Origin of the sequence: Novosphingobium sp. (genome assembly GCF_030696665.1) — a bacterium.
Taxonomy (GTDB): domain Bacteria; phylum Pseudomonadota; class Alphaproteobacteria; order Sphingomonadales; family Sphingomonadaceae; genus Novosphingobium.
Map to the genome: position 1 here is coordinate 1 of NZ_JAUYRV010000015.1, position 19674 is coordinate 19674.

Annotated in this window: 17 protein-coding genes; 12 read left to right on the forward strand and 5 right to left on the reverse strand. The window is 62.7% G+C overall.

Annotation, left to right across the window (positions count from 1 at the left end):
* Window positions 1-459 precede the first annotated feature (459 nt).
* Window positions 460-3207: a preprotein translocase subunit SecA gene (secA, locus tag Q8R81_RS03725; RefSeq protein WP_305616105.1), complete on the reverse strand. Its 2748-nt coding sequence runs from the start codon at window positions 3205-3207 to the stop codon at window positions 460-462.
* Window positions 3208-3313: 106 nt separating this feature from the next.
* Complete coding sequence (locus Q8R81_RS03730) at window positions 3314-3580, reverse strand: hypothetical protein (RefSeq protein WP_305616106.1); 267 nt, start codon at window positions 3578-3580, stop codon at window positions 3314-3316.
* Between the two features lie 109 nt (window positions 3581-3689).
* Between Q8R81_RS03730 and argJ the strand changes: the two genes are divergently transcribed.
* The 5 genes from argJ to Q8R81_RS03755 all read left to right on the forward strand — a co-directional run bounded on the left by argJ (window position 3690) and on the right by Q8R81_RS03755 (window position 7887).
* Window positions 3690-4916, forward strand: coding sequence for a bifunctional glutamate N-acetyltransferase/amino-acid acetyltransferase ArgJ (gene argJ, locus Q8R81_RS03735; RefSeq protein ID WP_305616107.1), 1227 nt, complete (start codon window positions 3690-3692; stop codon window positions 4914-4916).
* Window positions 4913-5716 carry an inositol monophosphatase family protein gene (locus Q8R81_RS03740; protein WP_305616108.1) on the forward strand — a complete coding sequence of 268 codons (804 nt, stop codon included), beginning with the start codon at window positions 4913-4915 and terminating at the stop codon, window positions 5714-5716. Before argJ ends, Q8R81_RS03740 begins: the two co-directional genes overlap by 4 nt.
* Window positions 5717-5839: 123 nt before the next feature.
* On the forward strand, window positions 5840-6445 hold the full coding sequence (locus Q8R81_RS03745) for a 50S ribosomal protein L25/general stress protein Ctc (protein WP_305616109.1): 606 nt from the start codon (window positions 5840-5842) through the stop codon (window positions 6443-6445).
* A 249-nt stretch (window positions 6446-6694) separates the two neighbouring features.
* The gene (gene pth / locus Q8R81_RS03750) at window positions 6695-7264 is read left to right on the forward strand and encodes an aminoacyl-tRNA hydrolase (protein WP_305616110.1); all 570 of its coding nucleotides are present in this window, start codon (window positions 6695-6697) and stop codon (window positions 7262-7264) included.
* 164 nt (window positions 7265-7428) lie between these two features.
* The gene (locus Q8R81_RS03755; RefSeq protein WP_305616111.1) at window positions 7429-7887 is read left to right on the forward strand and encodes a PEP-CTERM sorting domain-containing protein; all 459 of its coding nucleotides are present in this window, start codon (window positions 7429-7431) and stop codon (window positions 7885-7887) included.
* Window positions 7888-8078: 191 nt separating this feature from the next.
* On the opposite strand, the gene Q8R81_RS03760 is transcribed toward Q8R81_RS03755, so the two are convergent.
* The gene (locus Q8R81_RS03760) at window positions 8079-9596 is read right to left on the reverse strand and encodes a tetratricopeptide repeat protein (protein WP_305616112.1); all 1518 of its coding nucleotides are present in this window, start codon (window positions 9594-9596) and stop codon (window positions 8079-8081) included.
* A gap of 94 nt (window positions 9597-9690) precedes the next feature.
* On the opposite strand from Q8R81_RS03760, the gene ychF reads away from it, so the two are divergent.
* Together ychF and Q8R81_RS03770 are read left to right on the forward strand one after the other, a co-directional pair.
* A complete protein-coding gene (gene ychF / locus Q8R81_RS03765; RefSeq protein WP_305616113.1) occupies window positions 9691-10791 on the forward strand; it encodes a redox-regulated ATPase YchF in 1101 nt (366 codons plus the stop codon).
* Window positions 10792-10843: 52 nt separating this feature from the next.
* On the forward strand, window positions 10844-11305 hold the full coding sequence (locus Q8R81_RS03770) for a MaoC family dehydratase (protein WP_305616114.1): 462 nt from the start codon (window positions 10844-10846) through the stop codon (window positions 11303-11305).
* Window positions 11306-11373: 68 nt separating this feature from the next.
* Here the strand turns inward: Q8R81_RS03770 and Q8R81_RS03775 are convergent, their stop codons facing one another.
* Together Q8R81_RS03775 and mutL are read right to left on the reverse strand one after the other, a co-directional pair.
* Entirely contained in the window at window positions 11374-11835 is a 462-nt protein-coding gene (locus Q8R81_RS03775; RefSeq protein ID WP_305616115.1) for a hypothetical protein, read from the reverse strand.
* 31 nt (window positions 11836-11866) lie between these two features.
* Complete coding sequence (gene mutL, locus Q8R81_RS03780) at window positions 11867-13669, reverse strand: DNA mismatch repair endonuclease MutL (protein WP_305616116.1); 1803 nt, start codon at window positions 13667-13669, stop codon at window positions 11867-11869.
* 188 nt (window positions 13670-13857) lie between these two features.
* On the opposite strand from mutL, the gene Q8R81_RS03785 reads away from it, so the two are divergent.
* The 5 genes from Q8R81_RS03785 (at window position 13858) to rodA (ending at window position 19632) form a co-directional block, all read left to right on the forward strand.
* Window positions 13858-14904, forward strand: a complete 1047-nt coding sequence (locus Q8R81_RS03785; RefSeq protein WP_292621288.1) for a rod shape-determining protein — start codon at window positions 13858-13860, stop codon at window positions 14902-14904.
* Between the two features lie 63 nt (window positions 14905-14967).
* On the forward strand, window positions 14968-15873 hold the full coding sequence (gene mreC, locus Q8R81_RS03790) for a rod shape-determining protein MreC (RefSeq protein WP_305616117.1): 906 nt from the start codon (window positions 14968-14970) through the stop codon (window positions 15871-15873).
* A complete protein-coding gene (locus Q8R81_RS03795) occupies window positions 15870-16424 on the forward strand; it encodes a rod shape-determining protein MreD (protein WP_305616118.1) in 555 nt (184 codons plus the stop codon). Before mreC ends, Q8R81_RS03795 begins: the two co-directional genes overlap by 4 nt.
* 5 nt (window positions 16425-16429) lie before the next feature.
* Window positions 16430-18517: a penicillin-binding protein 2 gene (mrdA, locus tag Q8R81_RS03800; RefSeq protein WP_305616119.1), complete on the forward strand. Its 2088-nt coding sequence runs from the start codon at window positions 16430-16432 to the stop codon at window positions 18515-18517.
* Window positions 18517-19632 (forward strand): rod shape-determining protein RodA, encoded by a 1116-nt coding sequence (gene rodA, locus Q8R81_RS03805; protein WP_305616120.1) that lies wholly within the window; start codon window positions 18517-18519, stop codon window positions 19630-19632. The genes mrdA and rodA overlap by 1 nt, the downstream gene beginning before the upstream one ends.
* Window positions 19633-19674: the final 42 nt, after the last annotated feature.

Genomic DNA, 19674 nt, shown 5'->3' on the forward strand with positions numbered 1-19674 from the left:
GCCTTTGATCGAAAGGCGCGATGGCGCTTGCGGTGATTGCGTGGTGGTGCCGCGAAGGTCGTCACGCGTCGGCGGGCTGACCGCCTGACCAGAAGGCACACCTTGAGCGGAGACCGCCGCGGGAATGGCGGCAATCGCAAACGCTGCGAAACCGCGCGCGAACGCACTGTGGCAAGGCCGCAAGCCTGCCTGCACGTTTCTCCCCGAAAATCCAAACTTCATTGCGCGCGCGCCCCCTCAAGGCTTTGAACTGGCGCGACCCTTTGTCTTCTTGTTCTTATGCTGTCAGTCTAGCAACAAAACCCGGTCCTGCAATGAGCGGCAGACACATATTGGCAAACTAGCGGTGGAACGATTTACCACGCGCATCAACCGCTTGCGCCGGACTGCAAATGCCGCACCGCTCCCCCGGATCACGTCGACCGGGGGTTTGCGCCTTCCGCATCCAGACCGTGAGCCTCAGGCGGCAATGCCGTGGCAGTGCTTGTACTTCTTGCCCGATCCGCAGGGGCAGGCCGCATTGCGGCTGATACCCGAACCGGCATAAGGATCATCGCCAAGCCCCTGCGCCGCAGCACCTGCCAGCAGCGTCCCGCCCGCCTGCGGCGGCAGCGCGCCAAACATCGCCGGCGCTGGCGTCGGCGCAATGGCGTCGTTCTCGCCCGTAAACGGATCGATGTGGCTGGTCAGGAAATCGGGCAGTTCGGGCAGCTCGAAATCGTCCATCGGACGCAGACGGATCTCGCTGGTCATCAGGATGCGCGTCACGTCCTCGCGGATCGCTTCAAGCATCTTCTCGAACAGGCCGAACGCTTCCTGCTTGTATTCGTTGATCGGCGTCTTCTGGGCATAGGCACGCAGGAACACGACCTGCCGCAGCGCATCAAGCGTGGCGAGGTGCTCCTTCCAGTGATTATCGAGCCGCTCAAGCAGGATCGACTTTTCCAGCCCGCGCCAGGCTGAGGCATCGACCTCGTTGACCTTCTCGTCCATCTTTGCATCGGCCAGCGTCTGGATACGCTCCTCGATCATGTCCGGCTCGATCGCCTCTTCCTGCATCCACTCGTCGATGGGCACTTCCATGCCAAGCACTTCCTCGACGCGGGCCTTGAGCGCCACGACGTTCCACTGTTCTGGATAGGAACCGGGAGGGCAGGCATCGCCGACAATGCCGTTGACGGTGTCGTGGCGCATGTCAGCCACCACATCGTCCACCGCATCGGCATCCATGATGTCGGCGCGCTGTTCGTAGATGACCTTGCGCTGATCGTTCATCACGTCATCGTATTCGACGACCTGCTTGCGGATGTCGTAGTTGCGCGCTTCAACCTTCTTCTGCGCAGTCTCGATCGCTTTCGAAAGCCACTTCGAACCAATCGCCTCGCCATCGGCCAGATTGTTGTTCATCATGCGTGAGAACAGCGTGTCCGGCCCGAAAATGCGCAGCAGGTCGTCCTCAAGGCAGAGGTAGAACTTGCTCATGCCCGGATCGCCCTGACGGCCGGAACGCCCGCGCAGCTGGTTGTCGATACGGCGGCTTTCGTGGCGCTCGGTGCCGATCACGCAAAGCCCACCGGCGGCCAGAACCTTGGCCTTTTCCTCAGCCACTTCCGCCTTGATCCGCGCAATTCCGGCATCGCGTTCCGGCCCTGCGGGCACGTCGCGCAGCTCGTCCTCGGTCAGGAATTCCACATTGCCGCCCAGCTGAATGTCGGTGCCACGCCCCGCCATATTGGTGGCGATGGTCACCGCGCCCAAACGGCCGGCCTGCGCCACGATATGCGCTTCCATCTCGTGGAAGCGGGCGTTCAGCACGTTGTGCTTGACCCCTTCTTTCTGCAGGAAGTCCGAAAGCAGCTCTGACTTTTCGATGGAAACCGTTCCCACCAGCACGGGCTGCCCGTTCTCGTACTTCTCGCGGATCAGCTTGGCGATGGCGCCAAACTTGTCCATCGTGTTCTTGTAGAACTCGTCTTCCTCGTCCACGCGCAGCACCGGCACGTTGGTCGGGATCGAAACGACATTCATCTTGTAAATGTCAAAGAATTCGGGCGCTTCGGTCGCTGCTGTGCCGGTCATGCCCGAAATCTTGGGGTACATGCGGAAGAAGTTCTGGAACGTGATCGAAGCCATCGTCTGGTTTTCAGGTTCGATGCGCACGCCTTCCTTGGCTTCCACCGCCTGGTGCAAACCGTTTGACCAGCGTCGACCGTCCATCATGCGGCCGGTGAACTCATCGATGATGACGATTTTATCGTCCTTGACGATGTAATCGATGTCACGCTTGAACATGACGTTGGCCTTGAGCGCCTGATCGAGGTGATGGACGACCATCGTGTTCTCGACGTCGTAAAGGTTCGACCCTTCCAGCAGCCCCGCCGTTTCCAGCGCGCGCTCGACCCATTCCACCCCGTCTTCAGTCAGTGTGATGTTCTTGGTCTTCTCGTCGGCGTCATAGAGCGAAGGGTCGATCGTTTTCACGATCGCATCGACCGATACATAGAGATCGCTCTTGTCGTCGGTCGGCCCGGAAATGATCAGCGGCGTGCGCGCTTCGTCAATCAGGATCGAGTCAACTTCGTCGACAATCGCGAAGTTGAACGGGCGGTGCACCATGTGATCGCGCGTGTGCTTCATGTTGTCGCGGAGATAATCGAAGCCCAACTCGTTGTTGGTGGCATACGTGATGTCGGAATTATAAGCTTCGCGCCGCTGCTCCTCACCCAGATTGGGCACGATCACGCCCACAGTCAGGCCAAGAAACTTGTAAAGCACGCCCATCGTCTCGGCGTCGCGGCGGGCGAGGTAATCGTTGACCGTCACCACGTGAACGCCCTTGCGCTCCAGCGCGTTCAGATAGACCGCCAGTGTCGCGACCAGCGTCTTGCCTTCACCCGTGCGCATTTCGGCAATCTCGCCGCGATGCAGCACGATGCCGCCGATCATCTGCACATCGAAGTGCCGCAGCCCAAGCGTCCGCACCGACGCCTCGCGCACCGTGGCAAAGGCTTCGGGCAGGATGTCATCCAGCGCTGTCCCATCGTTCAGCATCTGCCGGAACTTCGGCGTCTGGGCGGTCAGTTCTTCGTCCGAAAGCCCCTGCAGGTGGGGTTCGAAAGCCGCGATCTGGCGGACGATCTTGTCGAGCGACTTGACGTAACGGTCGTTGGATGAGCCGAAAAGGGCCTTGGCGATGGAGCCGAGCATAGACGGGATTTTCCTGTAAATTCTGATGTATAGGGGGAGTGGCGCGCAAAACGCGCCTCGGCAGGCCAAGGCCCTTGCCGGAAAAGGGATATGCGGATTCGCAGCGCTATTGGCGCGCGCGGTCGCTCAGGTAGATGCTGTTGGACCGGACTAGCGCCGGAACGGGAAGCCACACCGTCTTGCGGCGGGCGTTGGTGCGCTTTTGCGGGACAGCGCCACCACGACAGATGCAGCGCTTTTGCAGCCGCTCTGCCATTTCCACACCACCCGCCGCAACCCCAGCCTCGGCCACTTCCGCGCGCGAGACGGCCATGGCCACCTCCGGCAACGAAAGGCCCGTAATCATGGCCAGCAAAGCAAGCAGAATGCGCATCGCCGGGGGAGATAGGCACTCAGGGCGCATTCGTCCATCACGAAAACGCACCTGCTCGTCGCGCGCAAGCAGTTGAACCCCGCCCCGGCGCACGCTAGGCGCTTCCACTATGTCCGATGCTGTCTCCCCACTCGCCACACCCTTCCCCGCCGTGCCTGCCATCGCAGGCGTCACCCCGCGCGTCGCCCGCGCCGGGTACAAGGACTGGGGCCGCTGTGACCTGACCTACGTCGAACTGGCCGAAGGCACCGCCGTCGCAGGCGTCTTCACGCGCAACGTGTGCTGCTCGTCCGAAGTCGAACTAGGCCGCCAGAACATCGCCCAAGGACAGGCCCGCGCGCTGGTGGTCAACGCCGGCAATTCCAACGCCTTCACCGGCTACCGCGGCCGTGAGGCGGTGGAGCAGATCATGGAGCAGGTCGCCACGCACCTCGGCTGCGCAAAGGAGGCCGTCTTCGTCTCCTCCACCGGCGTCATCGGCGTGCCCCTGCCCAAGGACAAGGCCCGCACCGGCATCGAAGCCGCTCTGCTCGCCGCACCATGCACATGGGAAGACGCCGCCCGCACCATCGGCACCACCGACACCTTCACCAAGGGCGCGACCGCCAGCGCAATGATCGGCGATACGCGCGTCACGCTCAGCGCCATCATCAAGGGCAGCGGCATGATCGCGCCAGACATGGCCACGATGCTCGGCTACATCTTCACCGACGCCGCCGTTTCCCCTGCCTTCCTGCAGGAATGCCTGTCCGCCGCCAACCGCCACACATTCTCGTGCATCACGGTCGATAGCGACACTTCCACCAGCGACACCGTCCTCGCCTTCGCCACCGGCAAGGCAGGCAACGCCCCGTTGACCGGCCCTGACAGCCCCGGCGCAGACGCCTTCGCCGCCGCGCTTGCAGACGTGTGCCGCCAACTCGCCCACCTCGTCGTGCGCGATGGCGAAGGCGCGCAGAAGTTCATCGCGGTCAGCGTCTCGGGCGCAGTGTCAGATGAAAGCGCCCGCAAAGTCGGCCTCGCCATCGCCAACTCCCCCCTGGTCAAGACCGCCATCGCGGGCGAGGACGTCAACTGGGGCCGCGTCGTCATGGCCGTGGGCAAGGCAGGCGAACCCGCCGACCGCGACCGCCTCTCCATTGGGTTCGGCGGCACATGGGCCGCCCGCGATGGCCAGCCTCTTTCAGACTACGACGAAACTCCCGTCGCCAAACACCTGAAAGGCCGCGATATTTCCATCGAAGTCGATCTCGGCCTAGGCCTCGGCCAAGCCACCGTCTGGACGTGCGACCTCACCCACGGCTACATCTCCATCAACGCCGACTACCGCTCATGACCCGCGCTCTCGACACCGCCGTCGCCGCCCTCATGCGCGACACGGCAGAGAAAACGCTGCTCAAGCACTACCAGCGCCTCGCCAGCGATGACGTGACCAACAAGGCCGCCGACGATGTGGTCACCATCGCCGACACCGAGAGCGAAATCATGCTCGCCGAGGGCCTGGCGAAAATCCTGCCCGAAGCCGCCATCGTCGGCGAGGAAGCCGCCCACGCCGATCCCGCCATCTTCGACCGCCTGTCCAACAAGCTGTGCTGGATCATCGATCCGCTCGACGGCACCAACAACTACGCCGCCGGAAAGCCACCCTTCGGCATCCTCTTGGCGCTTGCCGAGAAAGGCGAGACGGTGGCAGGCTGGATCTACGACCCGCTGACTGGCCGCCTCTGCACCGCCCATCGTGGCCACGGCGCGTGGCTCAATGGCGAGCGCCTGACTGCGCGCACCAGCGGCGCGGACAAGCCTATCGCCGCCATCTCCGTGGTTTTCGTCGACAAGTCCAAACGTGCAGCCCTGATGGAACACATCGCCCCGCACTATGCCTTGGTAGACATCCCCCGCTGCGCCGCCGAACAATACCCCCGCATCGCGCTGGGCCAGAACGACGTCTCGCTGTTCGAACGCACTTATGCGTGGGACCACGCCGCCGGAGTCCTGTTCCTCAACGAAGCGGGCGGAAAGGCCGCACGCCCCGATGGCGCGCCCTACCGCGTCGATACCCACCTCGACCCCGGCCTGATCGGTGCCGCCAGCCCCGCCCTGTTCGATGATCTGGCTGAACGCCTTGCACGGATGTAACTCCACTCCAACCTTGCATTTCCCGGCAAACCCGCTAAGGGCCGCCGCTTCCCTGTCATGGTCATCCCTGGAGGCGTGGCGGAGGAAGTTTTGAAACAAAGCATTCTTGGAAGGTACTGACACATGAGCGAGACGCTTACGCTGTCGGCCGAGACGCGCGATCGGGTTGGCAAGGGAGCCTCCCATGCACTGCGTCGCGAAGGCCGCATCCCCGCCGTGATCTATGGCGGCAATGAAGAACCGGTTGCGATCCATCTGGAAGAAAAGGCGCTCAACAAGGCGCTGAGCACCGGCCACTTCCTCAACTCGGTTGTCGAACTCGCTGTTGGTGGCAAGACCATCCGCACCCTGCCCAAGGACGTCGCCTTCCATCCGGTGACTGACCGTCCGCTGCACGCAGATTTCCTGCGCGTATCGAAGGACTCGGTCGTTCACGTCGATGTTCCGGTCGTCTTCATCAACGAAGAAAAGTCGCCCGGCCTCAAGAAGGGCGGCATCCTCAACGTGGTTCGCCACGAGCTGGAAATGATCTGCTCGCCTGACGCGATCCCCGATGACATCGTCGTTGACGTTGCCGGTTATGAAGTGGGCGATTCCATCCACATCAGCGCTGTCACGCTTCCTGCTGGCGTAAAGCCCGCGATCACCGACCGCGATTTCACCATCGCAACGATCGTGGCTCCTTCCTCGCTCAAGAGCGAAGAAGGCGAAGCTGCAGCCGAAGGCTGATAGCCAGTCTTTGCCTGCTCCGGCAGGCACCAAAAAGCAGCCCCTTCCGCTTCAATGCGGGAGGGGTTCTTTTTTGGATCGCGCGTTTGCGCTATTGCCCACCCCCAACCCCTCCCGCCTGCGGGAGGGGAGTGTACGCCCTCCCGCAGGCGGGAGGGCCGCGAGACTTGCTGAACGTAGTGAAGTTAGTCGCAGCGGGGTGGGTCTTTCACTACCTCGGTCACTTCAGCCAAAGGGAACCTACCGCACATGCAACTCTGGGTCGGCCTCGGAAACCCCGGACCGCAATATGCGCTGCACCGCCACAACGTCGGCTTTATGGCGCTGGACACCCTCGCCGAAGTTCACAGCTTCGGCCCGGTGCAAAAGAAGTTCCAGGGCTGGCTGCAGGAAGGCCGCATCGGCACGCAAAAAGTCCTCCTGCTCAAGCCCGCCACTTTCATGAACGAAAGCGGCCGCGCCGTGGGCGAAGCAATGCGCTTCTACAAGCTCGGCATCGAAGCGCTGACCGTGTTCCATGATGAACTCGATCTCGCCCCGTTCAAGGTGAAGGTGAAGCAGGGCGGCGGCACTGCCGGGCACAACGGGTTGCGCTCCATCGATCAGCACCTCGGCGCGGATTTCCGCCGCGTGCGCCTTGGCATCGGCCATCCCGGCCACAAGGACCGTGTCACCGGCTACGTCCTCGGCAATTACGCAAAGGCCGAACAGGATGACCTTGTCGGTATGCTCGGCGCAATCGCTTCCGAAGCAGAATGGCTCGCGAAAGGTGACGATGTGCGCTTCATGAACGACATCGCGCTGCGCCAGCAGGGCTGATCTCGCTCGATGCGGTAACACTTCAGCAATGCAAAACTGTCGAACTTCCTGACACTCTGTGCCGTTTGAAACCTTTGTTAACCATCGAAACCCCTGATTTTACGAACTTGGCACGGCCTTTGCTGTGTATCGTGTCAACCAAGTCTCAGGGTGTGGAGGTTGTAATGACGAAGAAGTTTCTCACAGCGGTCGCAACGGTTGCGCTCGGCACTGCAATGGCCACTCCGGCACACGCCACGTGGTGGACGACACTGACCCACAAGCACTATTGCAACTGCGGCCACAGCGGCCAGTGCGGTGGAACCAGCACCGGTGGCACGACCACAGGCGGCACCACCACTGGCGGCACGACGACCGGCGGAACCACCACCGGTGGCACGACCACGGGCGGCACCACCACCTCGGGCGGCACCACGACCGGCGGAACGACCACCGGCGGAACCACGACCACTGGCGGCACGACGACTGGCGGCACGACGACGACCGGCGGAACCACCACGGGCGGCACCACCACCAGCACCGGCGGTACGGCTGTTCCTGAACCCGGCATGCTTGGCATGATGGCTCTGGGCCTGCTCGGCATCGGCTTTGCCCGCTCGCGCAAGGTCAAGCCGCGCGCTTGAAGGCAATCTAAACGCTAGTCCCGTTCGCCTACCGTTTCTCTAGTCCGTCACCCTGAACTTGTTTCAGGGTCCATCTGGCCACTCGCACGGCTGTTCGTGTTGGAAGATGGATGCTGAACCAAGTTCAGCATGATGAAACTGAGAACCACGTTGCAAAGCGGGACGAGCGTAATCAGCGAAGGTGGCTGCGATCAGCCTCCCTGCACTACTGAAAATCTTGCGAGGCTGCGCCGGAACGTTACGTTCTGTGGTGCGGCCTCGCTTGCTTGTTTCAGCAGGGCAATCCCGGTGGCCACATCCTTGCCGCCTGCGGCACGCACATAGCCTGCCATATAAGTTGTGTCTGGATCTTCGGGCTTGATCGCCCGCGCCCGGTCAGCAGCCTTGATCGCCTCATCGGTGCGACCCAGATGGCTCAGCGCCATCGCCAGACGCTTCATCACTTCGGCATCGTCGCCCGTCGCGGCCAATTGGCCATAAGCCGCGGCGGCGCCGTTCCAGTCCTGCGTCGCCATTGCCTTCTCGCCCTGACGGATCAGGCCTTGCGATGTCCCGGCCTTGGCCGCCGCCAATCGCGCCGAAAGCTGGGGCGCATCGGGGCTTTCCAGCGCCTTGGCTGCCATCTCCGCCAGTTCCAGTTCCTGAGGCCCCGCCAGCAGGCTGTCCGACAGTGGCTTCACCGTCGCATAGGCCGCTGCAGCATCCCCCGTCGCCATCTGCGATTGCGCCAGCATCAGCCGCGCATAGGGATTGTTCGGAGACCGCGTCAGCGCCCGTTGGAACATCGCGCGCGCCTGTTCGGGATGGTTCAGTCGCAGCATCGCCTCGGCATAAGTCAGCCCGTTGGCAGACAGCGGATCAAGCGTCGCCTCCTGACTCGCCAAGGTTGAGCGGACCTTCTCCCAATCACCCTTCATCGAGGCAAACTGCACCTGCAATGCCACCACGCGCGGATCGGCAGGCGCAAGCTCCGCCGCCTTCTCCGTCATCTTGATCGCATCGTCCAGCTTGCCTTCCATGTCGTAGACATCGGCCCGCGCAATCCACGGCTCGGGCACCGCCGGGTAACGCTCGGCCAGTTTGGTCAGCACGCCATGCGCCTCAGCCATGCGCCCGCGCCGCGCGGCAATATCCGCTTTCAGCATCGGCCCATCAAAGCCATCGGGCGCAATCCGGTCGAGCACCGCCACCTGCTGCGCCGCGCCATCCAGATCATTCGCCTCGATCAGGAACTTGGCATAATCGCGCAGCAACAACGCATCATCGCCCGCTGCTGCCCCTTGGCGGAGCGCGGCCAGCGCCCCTTCCTGATCCTTCAACGCCAGCTTTGCCGCCGCCCGAACGCGCCACGCTGCGGGCGATTTGTCCTGTGCCACCAAGGCAAGCGCATCCTCTGGCCGCCCGCGCAACACGGCAGCCTCGCCGCGCACCAGCGCAAGCTCTGGCCCCTTCATCCCGGCCCGCTCCATGCGCGCTGCAGTGGCCTCGGCCCCGTCGCCATCGCCCATGCGCAGTTGCACCGCCGCCAGCATGCGCAGAAGCGCCGGATCATCGCCCTTCTCGGCCAGTGCGGCAGACAGATCGACCTTTGCCGCCCCAAGCCGCATCTCGGCAATTTCCTGCCGCGCACGGGCAATTTTCTGGTCGGCATCCTCGCCACAGGCGCTCAGCAAGGCCACGGCGGACAGAATCAGCAGATGTTTTCTCATGCGCGCGAAAATCGCACTTCATGCTGAAATTTCCGTGAAGGTTTCCAAATGCCTCCACGCCCGCTAAAGGCCCGGCCAACCAAGGAGTTTGAGAATGGGTTTTCGTTGCGGGATCGTCGGTCTTCCCAATGTCGGCAAGTCGACACTGTTCAACGCGCTGACTGAAACGCAGGCGGCGCAGGCGGCGAACTATCCGTTCTGCACGATCGAGCCGAACGTGGGCAATGTCGGCGTGCCCGATCCCCGGCTCGACAAGCTGGCCGCGATCGCCGGCAGCCAGAAGATCATCCCTACGCAGCTCGGATTCGTCGATATCGCTGGTCTGGTGCGCGGCGCGTCGAAGGGTGAAGGTCTGGGCAACCAGTTCCTTGGCAACATCCGCGAAGTGGACGCCATCGTCCACGTACTGCGCTGCTTCGAAAATGACGACATCCAGCACGTCGACAACAAGGTCGATCCGGTATCCGATGCAGATACGGTCGAAACCGAACTTATGCTTTCAGACCTCGAAAGCCTCGAAAAGCGCGTTCCGGCCGCGATCAAGAAATCCGCGCAGGGCGACAAGGAATCGAAGATCATCGCTTCGGTGCTGGGCCAGGCGCTCGAACTGTTGCGCGAAGGCAAGCCCGCGCGCCTGACCGTGCCCAAGGACGACGACGAAGCCCGCGTGTTTGCGCAGGCGCAATTGCTCACCGCCAAACCCGTCCTCTACGTCTGCAACGTCGAGGAAGAGAGCGCCGCCAACGGCAATGCCTTCTCCGCCCGCGTGTTCGAAAAGGCGAAGGCCGAAGGCGCGAATGCCGTGATCGTGTCCGCTGCCATCGAATCCGAACTGGTCGGCATGGACCCTGAAGAGCGCACCGTTTTCCTTGAGGAAATGGGCCTCCACGAAACCGGCCTCGCCCGCGTGATCCGCTCGGGCTACGATCTGCTGCACCTCATCACCTTCTTCACCGTCGGCCCCAAGGAAGCCCGCGCGTGGACCGTGCATCAGGGCGCCAAGGCCCCCGAAGCCGCCGGAGAAATCCACTCCGACATGCAACGCGGCTTCATCCGCGCCGAAACCATCGCCTATGATGATTTCGTTTCGCTGGGTGGAGAAACCGCTGCGCGCGATGCCGGAAAGCTGCGTCAGGAAGGTAAGGAATACGTGGTGAAGGATGGCGACGTTCTGCACTTCAAGTTCAACGTCTGACGCCATTTAACCGACCGGTTGACATCACCGCGTAGCGCGTCATGCTGCGCGGATGATGTATTTTGAAGATATTGAACCCGGCGCGGTGCAGCGCTTTGGCAGCTATGCGGTTAACCGCGACGAAGTGATTGATTTCGCTTCTAAATATGATCCACAAGCCTTCCATCTCAGCGACGAGGCGGCGGCGCAGACCCATTTCGGGCGGCTTTCGGCCAGCGGCTGGCACACTTGCGCGATGACGATGGCTATGCTGGTCGAGAATCTCAAGGAGCGGAAGCAGGCGGGGCTCGGTTCGCCGGGGCTGGACGAAATCCGCTGGCTCACGCCGGTCTATCCCGGCGATACGCTGTCAGTCGAAACCGAAATCGTCGACAAGAAGCGCAGTGGTTCTCGGCCCGAGATGGGCAGTTTCCGCTCAAACGTCAGGGTTTATAATCAGGATGGCGTGGTGGTGATGACCATGAAATCCATCGGCCTGATCCGCGTTCGCGAGGCGGAAAACGCGCAATCCTGAAGTGCACCTAGATGCACCTACGCGCACCTGGACGCACATAGACTGCCGCAACCTGTTCGAAACGCTGTCTAAATCGCCTTGCACTGCACGTCACCGATTGCACTATAAACGGGCCGTTCGAACTCGTCGGTGATCACCAGCTTGCCATCGAAATGCTCGCTGGTCCCAACCGCCTCCACCGGCCCGCTCGCGGTAAGCGTCAGCGCATATTCCTTGCCGGTATAGCGCGACCAGCTTCCCTTGGGCAGCTTCGCCGCTCCGGTATCGGGCGCAAGGATCTGGATTTCTCCGTTCACTTTCAACACGCCGCGCGTGTCCTGCGCCAGCAGCACCGCGCCGATCCCGCCACCGTCTGCAACGAAGGCGCAACCGGTGCCGTGCAGCTTGTGCTTTGAAATATCGGGATAAAGTATCGCCTGCGGGGCAATCGGCTCAACCGGATGCTTACCATCCTGCGCCGCCTCAACCGCCGCCACCGCCTCGGCATCGCTCGGCTCCTGCTCCGCCGAGCATGCAGAAAGTATCAGCAAAATCAGTGGTATAAACGCTAATCTTGCCATTTTACTTTCTCCCGAACAGCTTCTCGATGTCACCATGCGCCAGCTTCACCCAAGTCGGCCGCCCGTGATTGCACTGGCCCGACCGTGGAGTAACCTCCATCTCGCGCAAAAGCGCATTCATCTCCGCCACCGAAAGCACGCGCCCGGCACGAACCGATCCGTGGCAAGCCATCGTGGCGAGGACGAGGTCGAGTTTCTCACCGAGGAGCAGCGCGTCGCCGTTCTGGGCGAGATCGTCGGCGACGTCGGCGACCAACTTCGCCGGGTCTCCCTTGGCGAGCGCGGCGGGGATGGCGCGGACGAGCATGGCGCCCGGACCGAAGCGTTCCAGTGCGAGGCCAAATTCTGCCAGTTTCCCAGAGGCTTCCTCGAGCCGGTCGCAGGCCACCTCCTCAAGCTCGACCACTTCGGGGATCAGCAGGGCCTGTGACGGTGCTGTGCCCTGCCCCGCTCCGGCAGAGCGCAGGCGTTCAAGGACCAACCGTTCGTGCGCTGCGTGTTGGTCCACGATGACCAAGCCGTCCTCCGCCTCCGCGACGATGTAAGTGTTGGACACCTGCCCGCGCGCTACGCCAAGCGGATGTTGTGCCGCATCGACCACCAGTTCTGCGGCAACTTCGGCGCGCGCCTGCGGCGGGGCCATGACGCCTTGCTCGTACCCTCGCCACGCAAGGCCCGCTTCGGAGACGCGCGGTTCGGGGCGCCATGTCTGGCCAAAAATGCTTCCCTGTGAGGGACTTGCTGCTCCTGCCGGAGAAATAGGTTCAGCCTGCCACGCCGCCATAGCACTCGCCGATGGGGCTTGCGCACTGCGCTGGTCTCCGGTGGAAAGCGCATGGCGCAGGCCGGAGACGACCATGCCGCGCACGAAGGCCGGATCGCGGAAACGGACTTCGGATTTGGCGGGATGGACGTTCACATCCACCTCGCCCGCTGGGACTTGCAGGAATAACGCGAGCACGGCGTGGCGATCGCGTGCCAGCATATCGGCATAGGCTCCGCGCACCGCGCCGATCAGCAAGCGGTCCTTCACCGGGCGGCCGTTGACGAACAGGTACTGGTGATCGGCCACACCGCGATTGTAGGTGGGCAGACCTGCAATGCCGGTCAGGTGGTAATCGCCGCGCAGCAGATCGACTTCGACCGAATTGCCCGCCAGTTCGCGTGCGACCAACTGGGCGACGCGGGCTTCGAGCGATTCCCCGCCCTGCACCTGGATCGAGCGACGACCATCGTGTTCGAGCGTGAAGCCCAAGTCCGGGCGCGCCATTGCGAGGCGGCGCACCACGTCCGAAGCAGCGGCCCATTCCGAACGCGGGCTGCGCAGGAATTTGCGGCGGGCGGGGATTTTCTCGAACAGCTGCTCGACCCGCACCCGCGTGCCGGGCGGCAGGGCGGCAGGGCCTTCTTCGACCAGAGCGCCGTTATCAACCACCCGCTTCCAGCCATCGGCAGAGCCTTGGGGGCGGCTTTCGATGGTGACGCGCGCGACCGAGGCGATGGAGGGCAGCGCCTCACCCCGGAAGCCGAGAGTTTCCACCATTTCGATGGCTTCATCGGGAAGCTTGGATGTGGCGTGACGTTCGAGCGCCAGCGCGATCTCGCCTGCGCCCATCCCGCAGCCGTCATCGGACACTTCGATCATCGCCAGACCACCTTCGGACAGGCGCACGAAAATGTGGTTTGCGCCCGCATCTATGGCGTTTTCAACCAGTTCCTTGAGCGCGCTGGCTGGGCGTTCAACCACCTCTCCGGCAGCGATGCGGTTGATCAAAGTTTCGGGAAGGCGGCGGATGACTCGCATGGTCTTTCGAGGACTAGCGCCGAACCCGATTTATTTCGAGACAAGCTGCGAAGTTATCCAACCAAACCGGCACAAACCCATGTTCTTTGCACGAATCGCCTGCTAATGAGCCGCCTTCCCGGGCGCTCACATTCGCGGGGTTTGGCACGTGCCCGCGCGCCAAACCGCAGATTTTCACGGATTTCCTGATGGCATCGATCTTTTCCCGATTCTTCAAATTTGGTTCGCAGAATATTGCGATCGACCTCGGCACAGCGAACACGCTGGTCTATGTGCAGGATCGCGGCATTGTGCTGAACGAACCTTCGGTCGTCGCCATCGAGACGATCAACGGCATCAAGCGCGTGAAGGCCGTGGGCGACGATGCCAAGATGATGATGGGCAAGACCCCGGACAACATCGAAGCCATTCGTCCACTGCGTGACGGCGTGATCGCCGACATCGAAGTGGCCGAGGAAATGATCAAGCACTTCATCCGTAAGGTGAACGGATCGAAGAGCCTGCTGCGCTACCCTGAAATCGTGATCTGCGTGCCTTCAGGTTCAACCAGCGTGGAACGCCGCGCCATTCGCGACGCGGCCAGCAACGCCGGGGCCAGCCAAGTTTACCTGATCCTTGAGCCGATGGCAGCGGCAATCGGGGCAGACATGCCCGTGACCGAGCCGGTTGGTTCGATGGTGGTGGATATTGGCGGCGGCACGACCGAAGTTGCCGTGCTTTCGCTGCGCGGTCTGGCTTATACCACCAGCGTCCGCGTGGGCGGGGACAAGATGGACGAAGCCATCGTTTCCTATGTCCGCCGCCATCACAACCTGCTGATCGGTGAAGCCACGGCAGAGCGGATCAAGAAGGATTATGGCATCGCCACTGCCCCTGCTGACGGGATTGGTGAGACCATCCACATCAAGGGCCGCGATCTGGTGAACGGCGTTCCCAAGGAAATCACGATCACGCAGGCGAACATCGCCGAAGCGCTGTCCGAGCCCATCGGCGCGATTGTCGAAGGCGTGCGCATCGCGCTGGAAAACACCGCGCCCGAACTGGCGGCCGACATCGTCGATCAGGGCATCGTGCTGACCGGTGGTGGCGCGCTGATCCGCGGGCTGGACGAGCATCTGCGCGAGGAAACCGGCCTGCCTGTGAGCGTGGCCGAAGACCCGCTTTCCTGCGTGGCGCTGGGCACTGGCCGCGCGATGGAAGATCCGATCTATCGCGGCGTGTTGATGACCGCATAAGGTCTGGTTTTTACGGGTTGCTTGACGGCGCGGCACATCGTGCCGGATTGAAAGGGTGAACGGATGGCGCGGCCGACGGACCGCCGCCCGGGCTATTCGCGCAGGGCGCAGTACGGGATATTCACCGGCTACGTTATCGCCATCCTCGGCGTCGTGGCGGGCATTGTCGTGCTTACGGTATCGCTGATCAATCCGGACGCTTTTTCCTTTGCGCGCAGTGCTGCTGCCGAAGTTGCACGGCCTATGGGCAAGGCAAGCGCAGAGAGCCGCGCCACTGGACAAGGCGTGTTTGCAGCCATCGGGGCCTATTTCAAAGCCGGACAGCAGAACGCCGAACTGCGCCGCGAAGTGGATGCCGCGCGTGCCAATGCGGTTTCCATGCAGGCGCTGGAAGACGAAAACCGGCGGTTGAAGGCTTTGCTTGGCATTGTTGACCCGGTGCGCCGTCCGGTGGCGTCAGCACATCTGATCGGATCAAGTGGGGCCAGCACACGGCGCTATGCGGTGCTGGATGTTGGCGCAAACGACGGCGTGCGCCCCGGCCAGCCTGTGCGCGCTGCCTCGGGCCTGATCGGCCGGGTGATCGAGGCCGGGCCGAGAACCGCGCGTGTGCTGCTGGTGACGGACCCAGACAACGTGGTGCCGGTGCGGCGGGCAAGCGACGGACTTTCAGCCTTTGTGCAGGGTGCATCCGATGGGCGGATCGACATTCGCCTGATCAACATGGGCACCAATCCGGTGAAAAAAGGCGACGTTTTCGTCACCTCCGGTTCGGGCGGTCTTTACCCACCCGGCATTCCTGTTGCCGTGGCGACTGCGCCGAACCGTGATGGCGCGACCGGCCATCTGGCTGCCGATCCCGCCGACCATGTTTACGTGGTGGTGGAACAGGCGTTCAGCGCACAAGCCCGTGACGATCTTCAGCGCATGATCGAGGACGGTGCAAAGACCGCTGTTGAAGAGCCGTGATCTTTGAGAAGCTGACCGCATCGCCCGAAGACCTTGTACGCAAGCGGATCAATCGTGCGCCCCTGCCCGCGCTCGCCACCGGCCTGCCGTGGGCGACGATCATGCTGGCATCAATGGCAAGCTTTTCGCCGGTGATCGCCTCGGCCCCTGTCGTGCCGCCGCTGGCCTATTTGATGCTTCTTGCGTGGCGGATGATGCGTCCGGGCATGTTGCCGGTGTGGGCAGGCCTGCCGCTGGGTTTGTTCGACGACCTTTATTCAGGGCAACCCTTCGGATCGGGTATCGTGCTGTGGTCAGTAACGATGCTGGTGCTTGAAGTGGTTGACGAGCGGTTTTTGTGGCGTGGGTTTTCGCAAGACTGGCTGGCGGCCAGCGGCTTGATCGCTGCCTATCTGGGAATATGCGCGCTGGTGGCCGGGCTGGCGACGGGGTATCCCTTGCCGCTGGTGATCGGTCCGCAAATCCTGCTGTCGCTGGTGATCTATCCCGTGGTCACACGTGTGGTGGCCCTGCTTGACCGTATCCGCCTGCTGCCGTTGAAAAGGCTCTGACACGCATGGGAAAACTGCCGGTCACGTCGGCTGTCCTGACCAACCGGTTCGAGCGGCGCACATTTGTGCTGGGCGCGTTGCAGGGCGGCGTGGGGCTGATGCTGGCGACGCGGCTGGGCTATCTGGCAGTGGCGCAGAATGAGAAGTATCAGGCGGCTTCGGAAAGCAACCGCGTCAACCTGACGCTGATCCCACCCCGGCGTGGCTGGGTGCTGGACCGGTTTGGCAAGGCGCTGGCCTCAAACCGTGCGGATTTTCGCGTGGACATCATTCCTGACCGCGTGGTTGACCGTGATCGCACGATGGAGACGCTGGCCGGCCTGCTTTCGTTGCCGCCCGACAAAGTGCGCGATATTCGTGACAAGCTGGACAAGGCACGCGGGTTTCAGCCGGTTGAAGTGGCGGCGAGCCTTGATTGGGAGCGTTATGCCTCGGTCACGGTGCGCCTGCCCGAACTGCCGGGCGTGATCCCGCAGCAGGGGTTTTCCCGGTTCTATCCAACCGGAGCGGCAGTGGGACACCTTGTCGGTTATGTCGGTGCGGCATCGGCTGAGGATTACGAAAAGGAGCGCAATCCGCTGCTCGTCACGCCGGGGTTCAAGATCGGCAAGGACGGGCTGGAGAAGCACTTCGAAACGCGGCTGCGCGGGGTGCCGGGCGCGCGGCGCGTGGAGGCGACGGCTTCGGGGCGGATCGTGCGCGATCTGGGGACGCGTGAGGATGTGCCGGGCAAGCCGATCCAGCTGACGATCAATGCCGGGCTGCAGGATTATGCCGCGCGGCGCGTCGGCCTGGAATCCGGCTCTGTAGTGGTAATGGACTGCGAGACGGGCGACATTCTGGCGATGGCATCGATGCCAAGCTTCGATCCCAACAGCTTTTCCGACGGGATTGGCCGCATCGAATGGAAGATGCTGTCCGAGGATGACCACGTGCCTTTGCGCAACAAGGTGCTGCGCGGACTGTACCCGCCGGGGTCGACGGTGAAGCCGATGATCGCCATGTCTTTCCTTGAGGCGGGGCTTGATCCTTCGGCCAGCGTCGGCTGCGGTGGCGGCTTGCGTGTGGGCAACCGGGTGTTCCATTGCTGGAACCGGCGGGGACACGGCACGGTGGACATGGCCAAGGCCATCTACCAGTCCTGCGACGTCTACTTCTATCACTTCGCACAGAAGATCGGGATGGACACCATCGCCAAGATGGCGCGGCGGCTGGGGATGGGGCAGGAGTTTCCGATGCCCTATCCGGGGCAGTCCTATGGCACGGTGCCCGATCCTGCGTGGAAGAAGAAAAAGTACGACAAAGAATGGGCGGTTTATGACACCGTCAACGCCACCATCGGCCAAGGCTACATGCTGTCAAATCCGCTGCAGCAGGCCGTGATGGCATCGCGTATCGCTTCGGGACGTGAAGTGATGCCACGCCTGTTGCTCGACCGGAATGCCCCGCAGCCGAAGTCTATGGGGTTCCGGCAGGATCATCTCGATTATATCCACGCGGCGATGAGCGAGGTGGTCAACGGGCGAGGCACGGCGGGGCGCGCCAAGTTGCCGGTGGACGTGCTGATGGCCGGCAAAACCGGGACGGCGCAAGTCGTTGGCCTGAACGTGGCCAACGGCAAGAGCGGGCAGTGGAAGTACCGCGACCACGGACATTTCATCGCATTCGCACCGTTCGACAAACCGAAGTATGCCTGCGCGGTGGTGATCGAGCATGGTGGCGGGTCGGGCGCGGCCTACCCCATTGCGCGCGATGTGATGACGTACATCTTTGATCAGGCCAAGGCGATGGAAGTGCTGGAAGGCTTTGAAGCCCAGTGGGGTGGCAACGTGCAGCAGCGCATGGCGTCGCGCTATAACGTGTTCGCCGCCAAGTACGGGGCTTCTGCGCCCAAGCCGGTGCCCGATGACGCGGAACTGGCAGAGCAGGCAGAGGAAGGGCGCAAGCCCGCTGAAGCACCAGCAACAGTGCAGACCGACGCCGCAGCACCAAGGCCTGAGCCGGAACAGGTGCCTTCGCGGGAGACAGCGCCCGGCCCTTCGCCCACGGCTTCATCGGGCGCGGCCGCACCTGCCGCAACGGGAGGGCAATGATGCCACGCGCCTATGTGCCAGCCACGATCGCGCGTCAGCCGTGGGGAGTGCTGCTGCCGCTGATGGCGCTGGTGGGGTTTGGCGCAGCGGTGCTGGATTCGGCAGCAGGCGGCAGGTTCGATGTCTGGGCCTTTTCACACGTGATGCGGTTTTGCGTGTTTCTGGTGATGGCGATGGTGATTGCGCGTTTGCCGCAGGATCTGTTCCGCAAGATGGCGCTGCCCGCCTATGGCGTGCTGTGCGCGCTGCTGGTGCTGGTGGAACTGATTGGCGGCATGGGCGGAGGGAGCCAGCGCTGGCTGAATCTGGGATTCATGACGCTGCAGCCTTCGGAGCTGATGAAGCCGGGCATCGTGCTGGTGCTGGCGTGGTTCTATTCGGTGCTGCCGGTGGGCGAGACGCAGAGCTGGCGAGCGCTGGGACCGGCGGCGGTGCTGCTGGGCATTCCGGCGGGGCTGGTGATGCTGCAGCCGGACCTTGGCACCGGGCTTGCCATCACGTTCGGCGCGGTGGTGGTGATGTTCATGGCGGGGCTGCCACTGCGCTGGTTCCTTGGCGCAGGTGCGGCGGCACTGGTGATCGCGCCTCTCGCGTTTTTCACATTGTTGCACGAATATCAGCGCAACCGCGTGCTGGTGTTCCTTGATCCTGAAAGCGATCCACTCGGCACCGGCTATCATATTACCCAATCGAAGATCGCGATTGGCTCAGGTGGGTTTATCGGCAAGGGCTTCGGCAACGGGTCGCAGAGCCACCTCAATTACCTGCCCGAATCACACACCGACTTCGTATTTTCGACGATGGCCGAGGAGTGGGGCATGGTCGGCGGGCTTTTCGTGCTGGTGGTATTCGGGCTGATCTTCCGCTGGGGCCTGAAAGTTGCCCTGGCCGCGCCAGACCGCTTTTCGCGGCTGCTGGCGATCGGCATGACGATGACGATTTTCTTCTACATGTGCATCAATCTGATGATGGTCATGGGCCTTGCGCCAGTGGTCGGCATCCCGCTGCCGTGGATGAGCCACGGCGGCTCATCGATGATGACCAACATGATCTGCGTGGGCACGATCATGGCGGTGGAGCGCTGGAGCCGGAGCGCGCCGAAGGGCCTTTCGTAAAACTGCAATTTGGGGCTTGGCAGCCGTCAGAAAATCGTTATT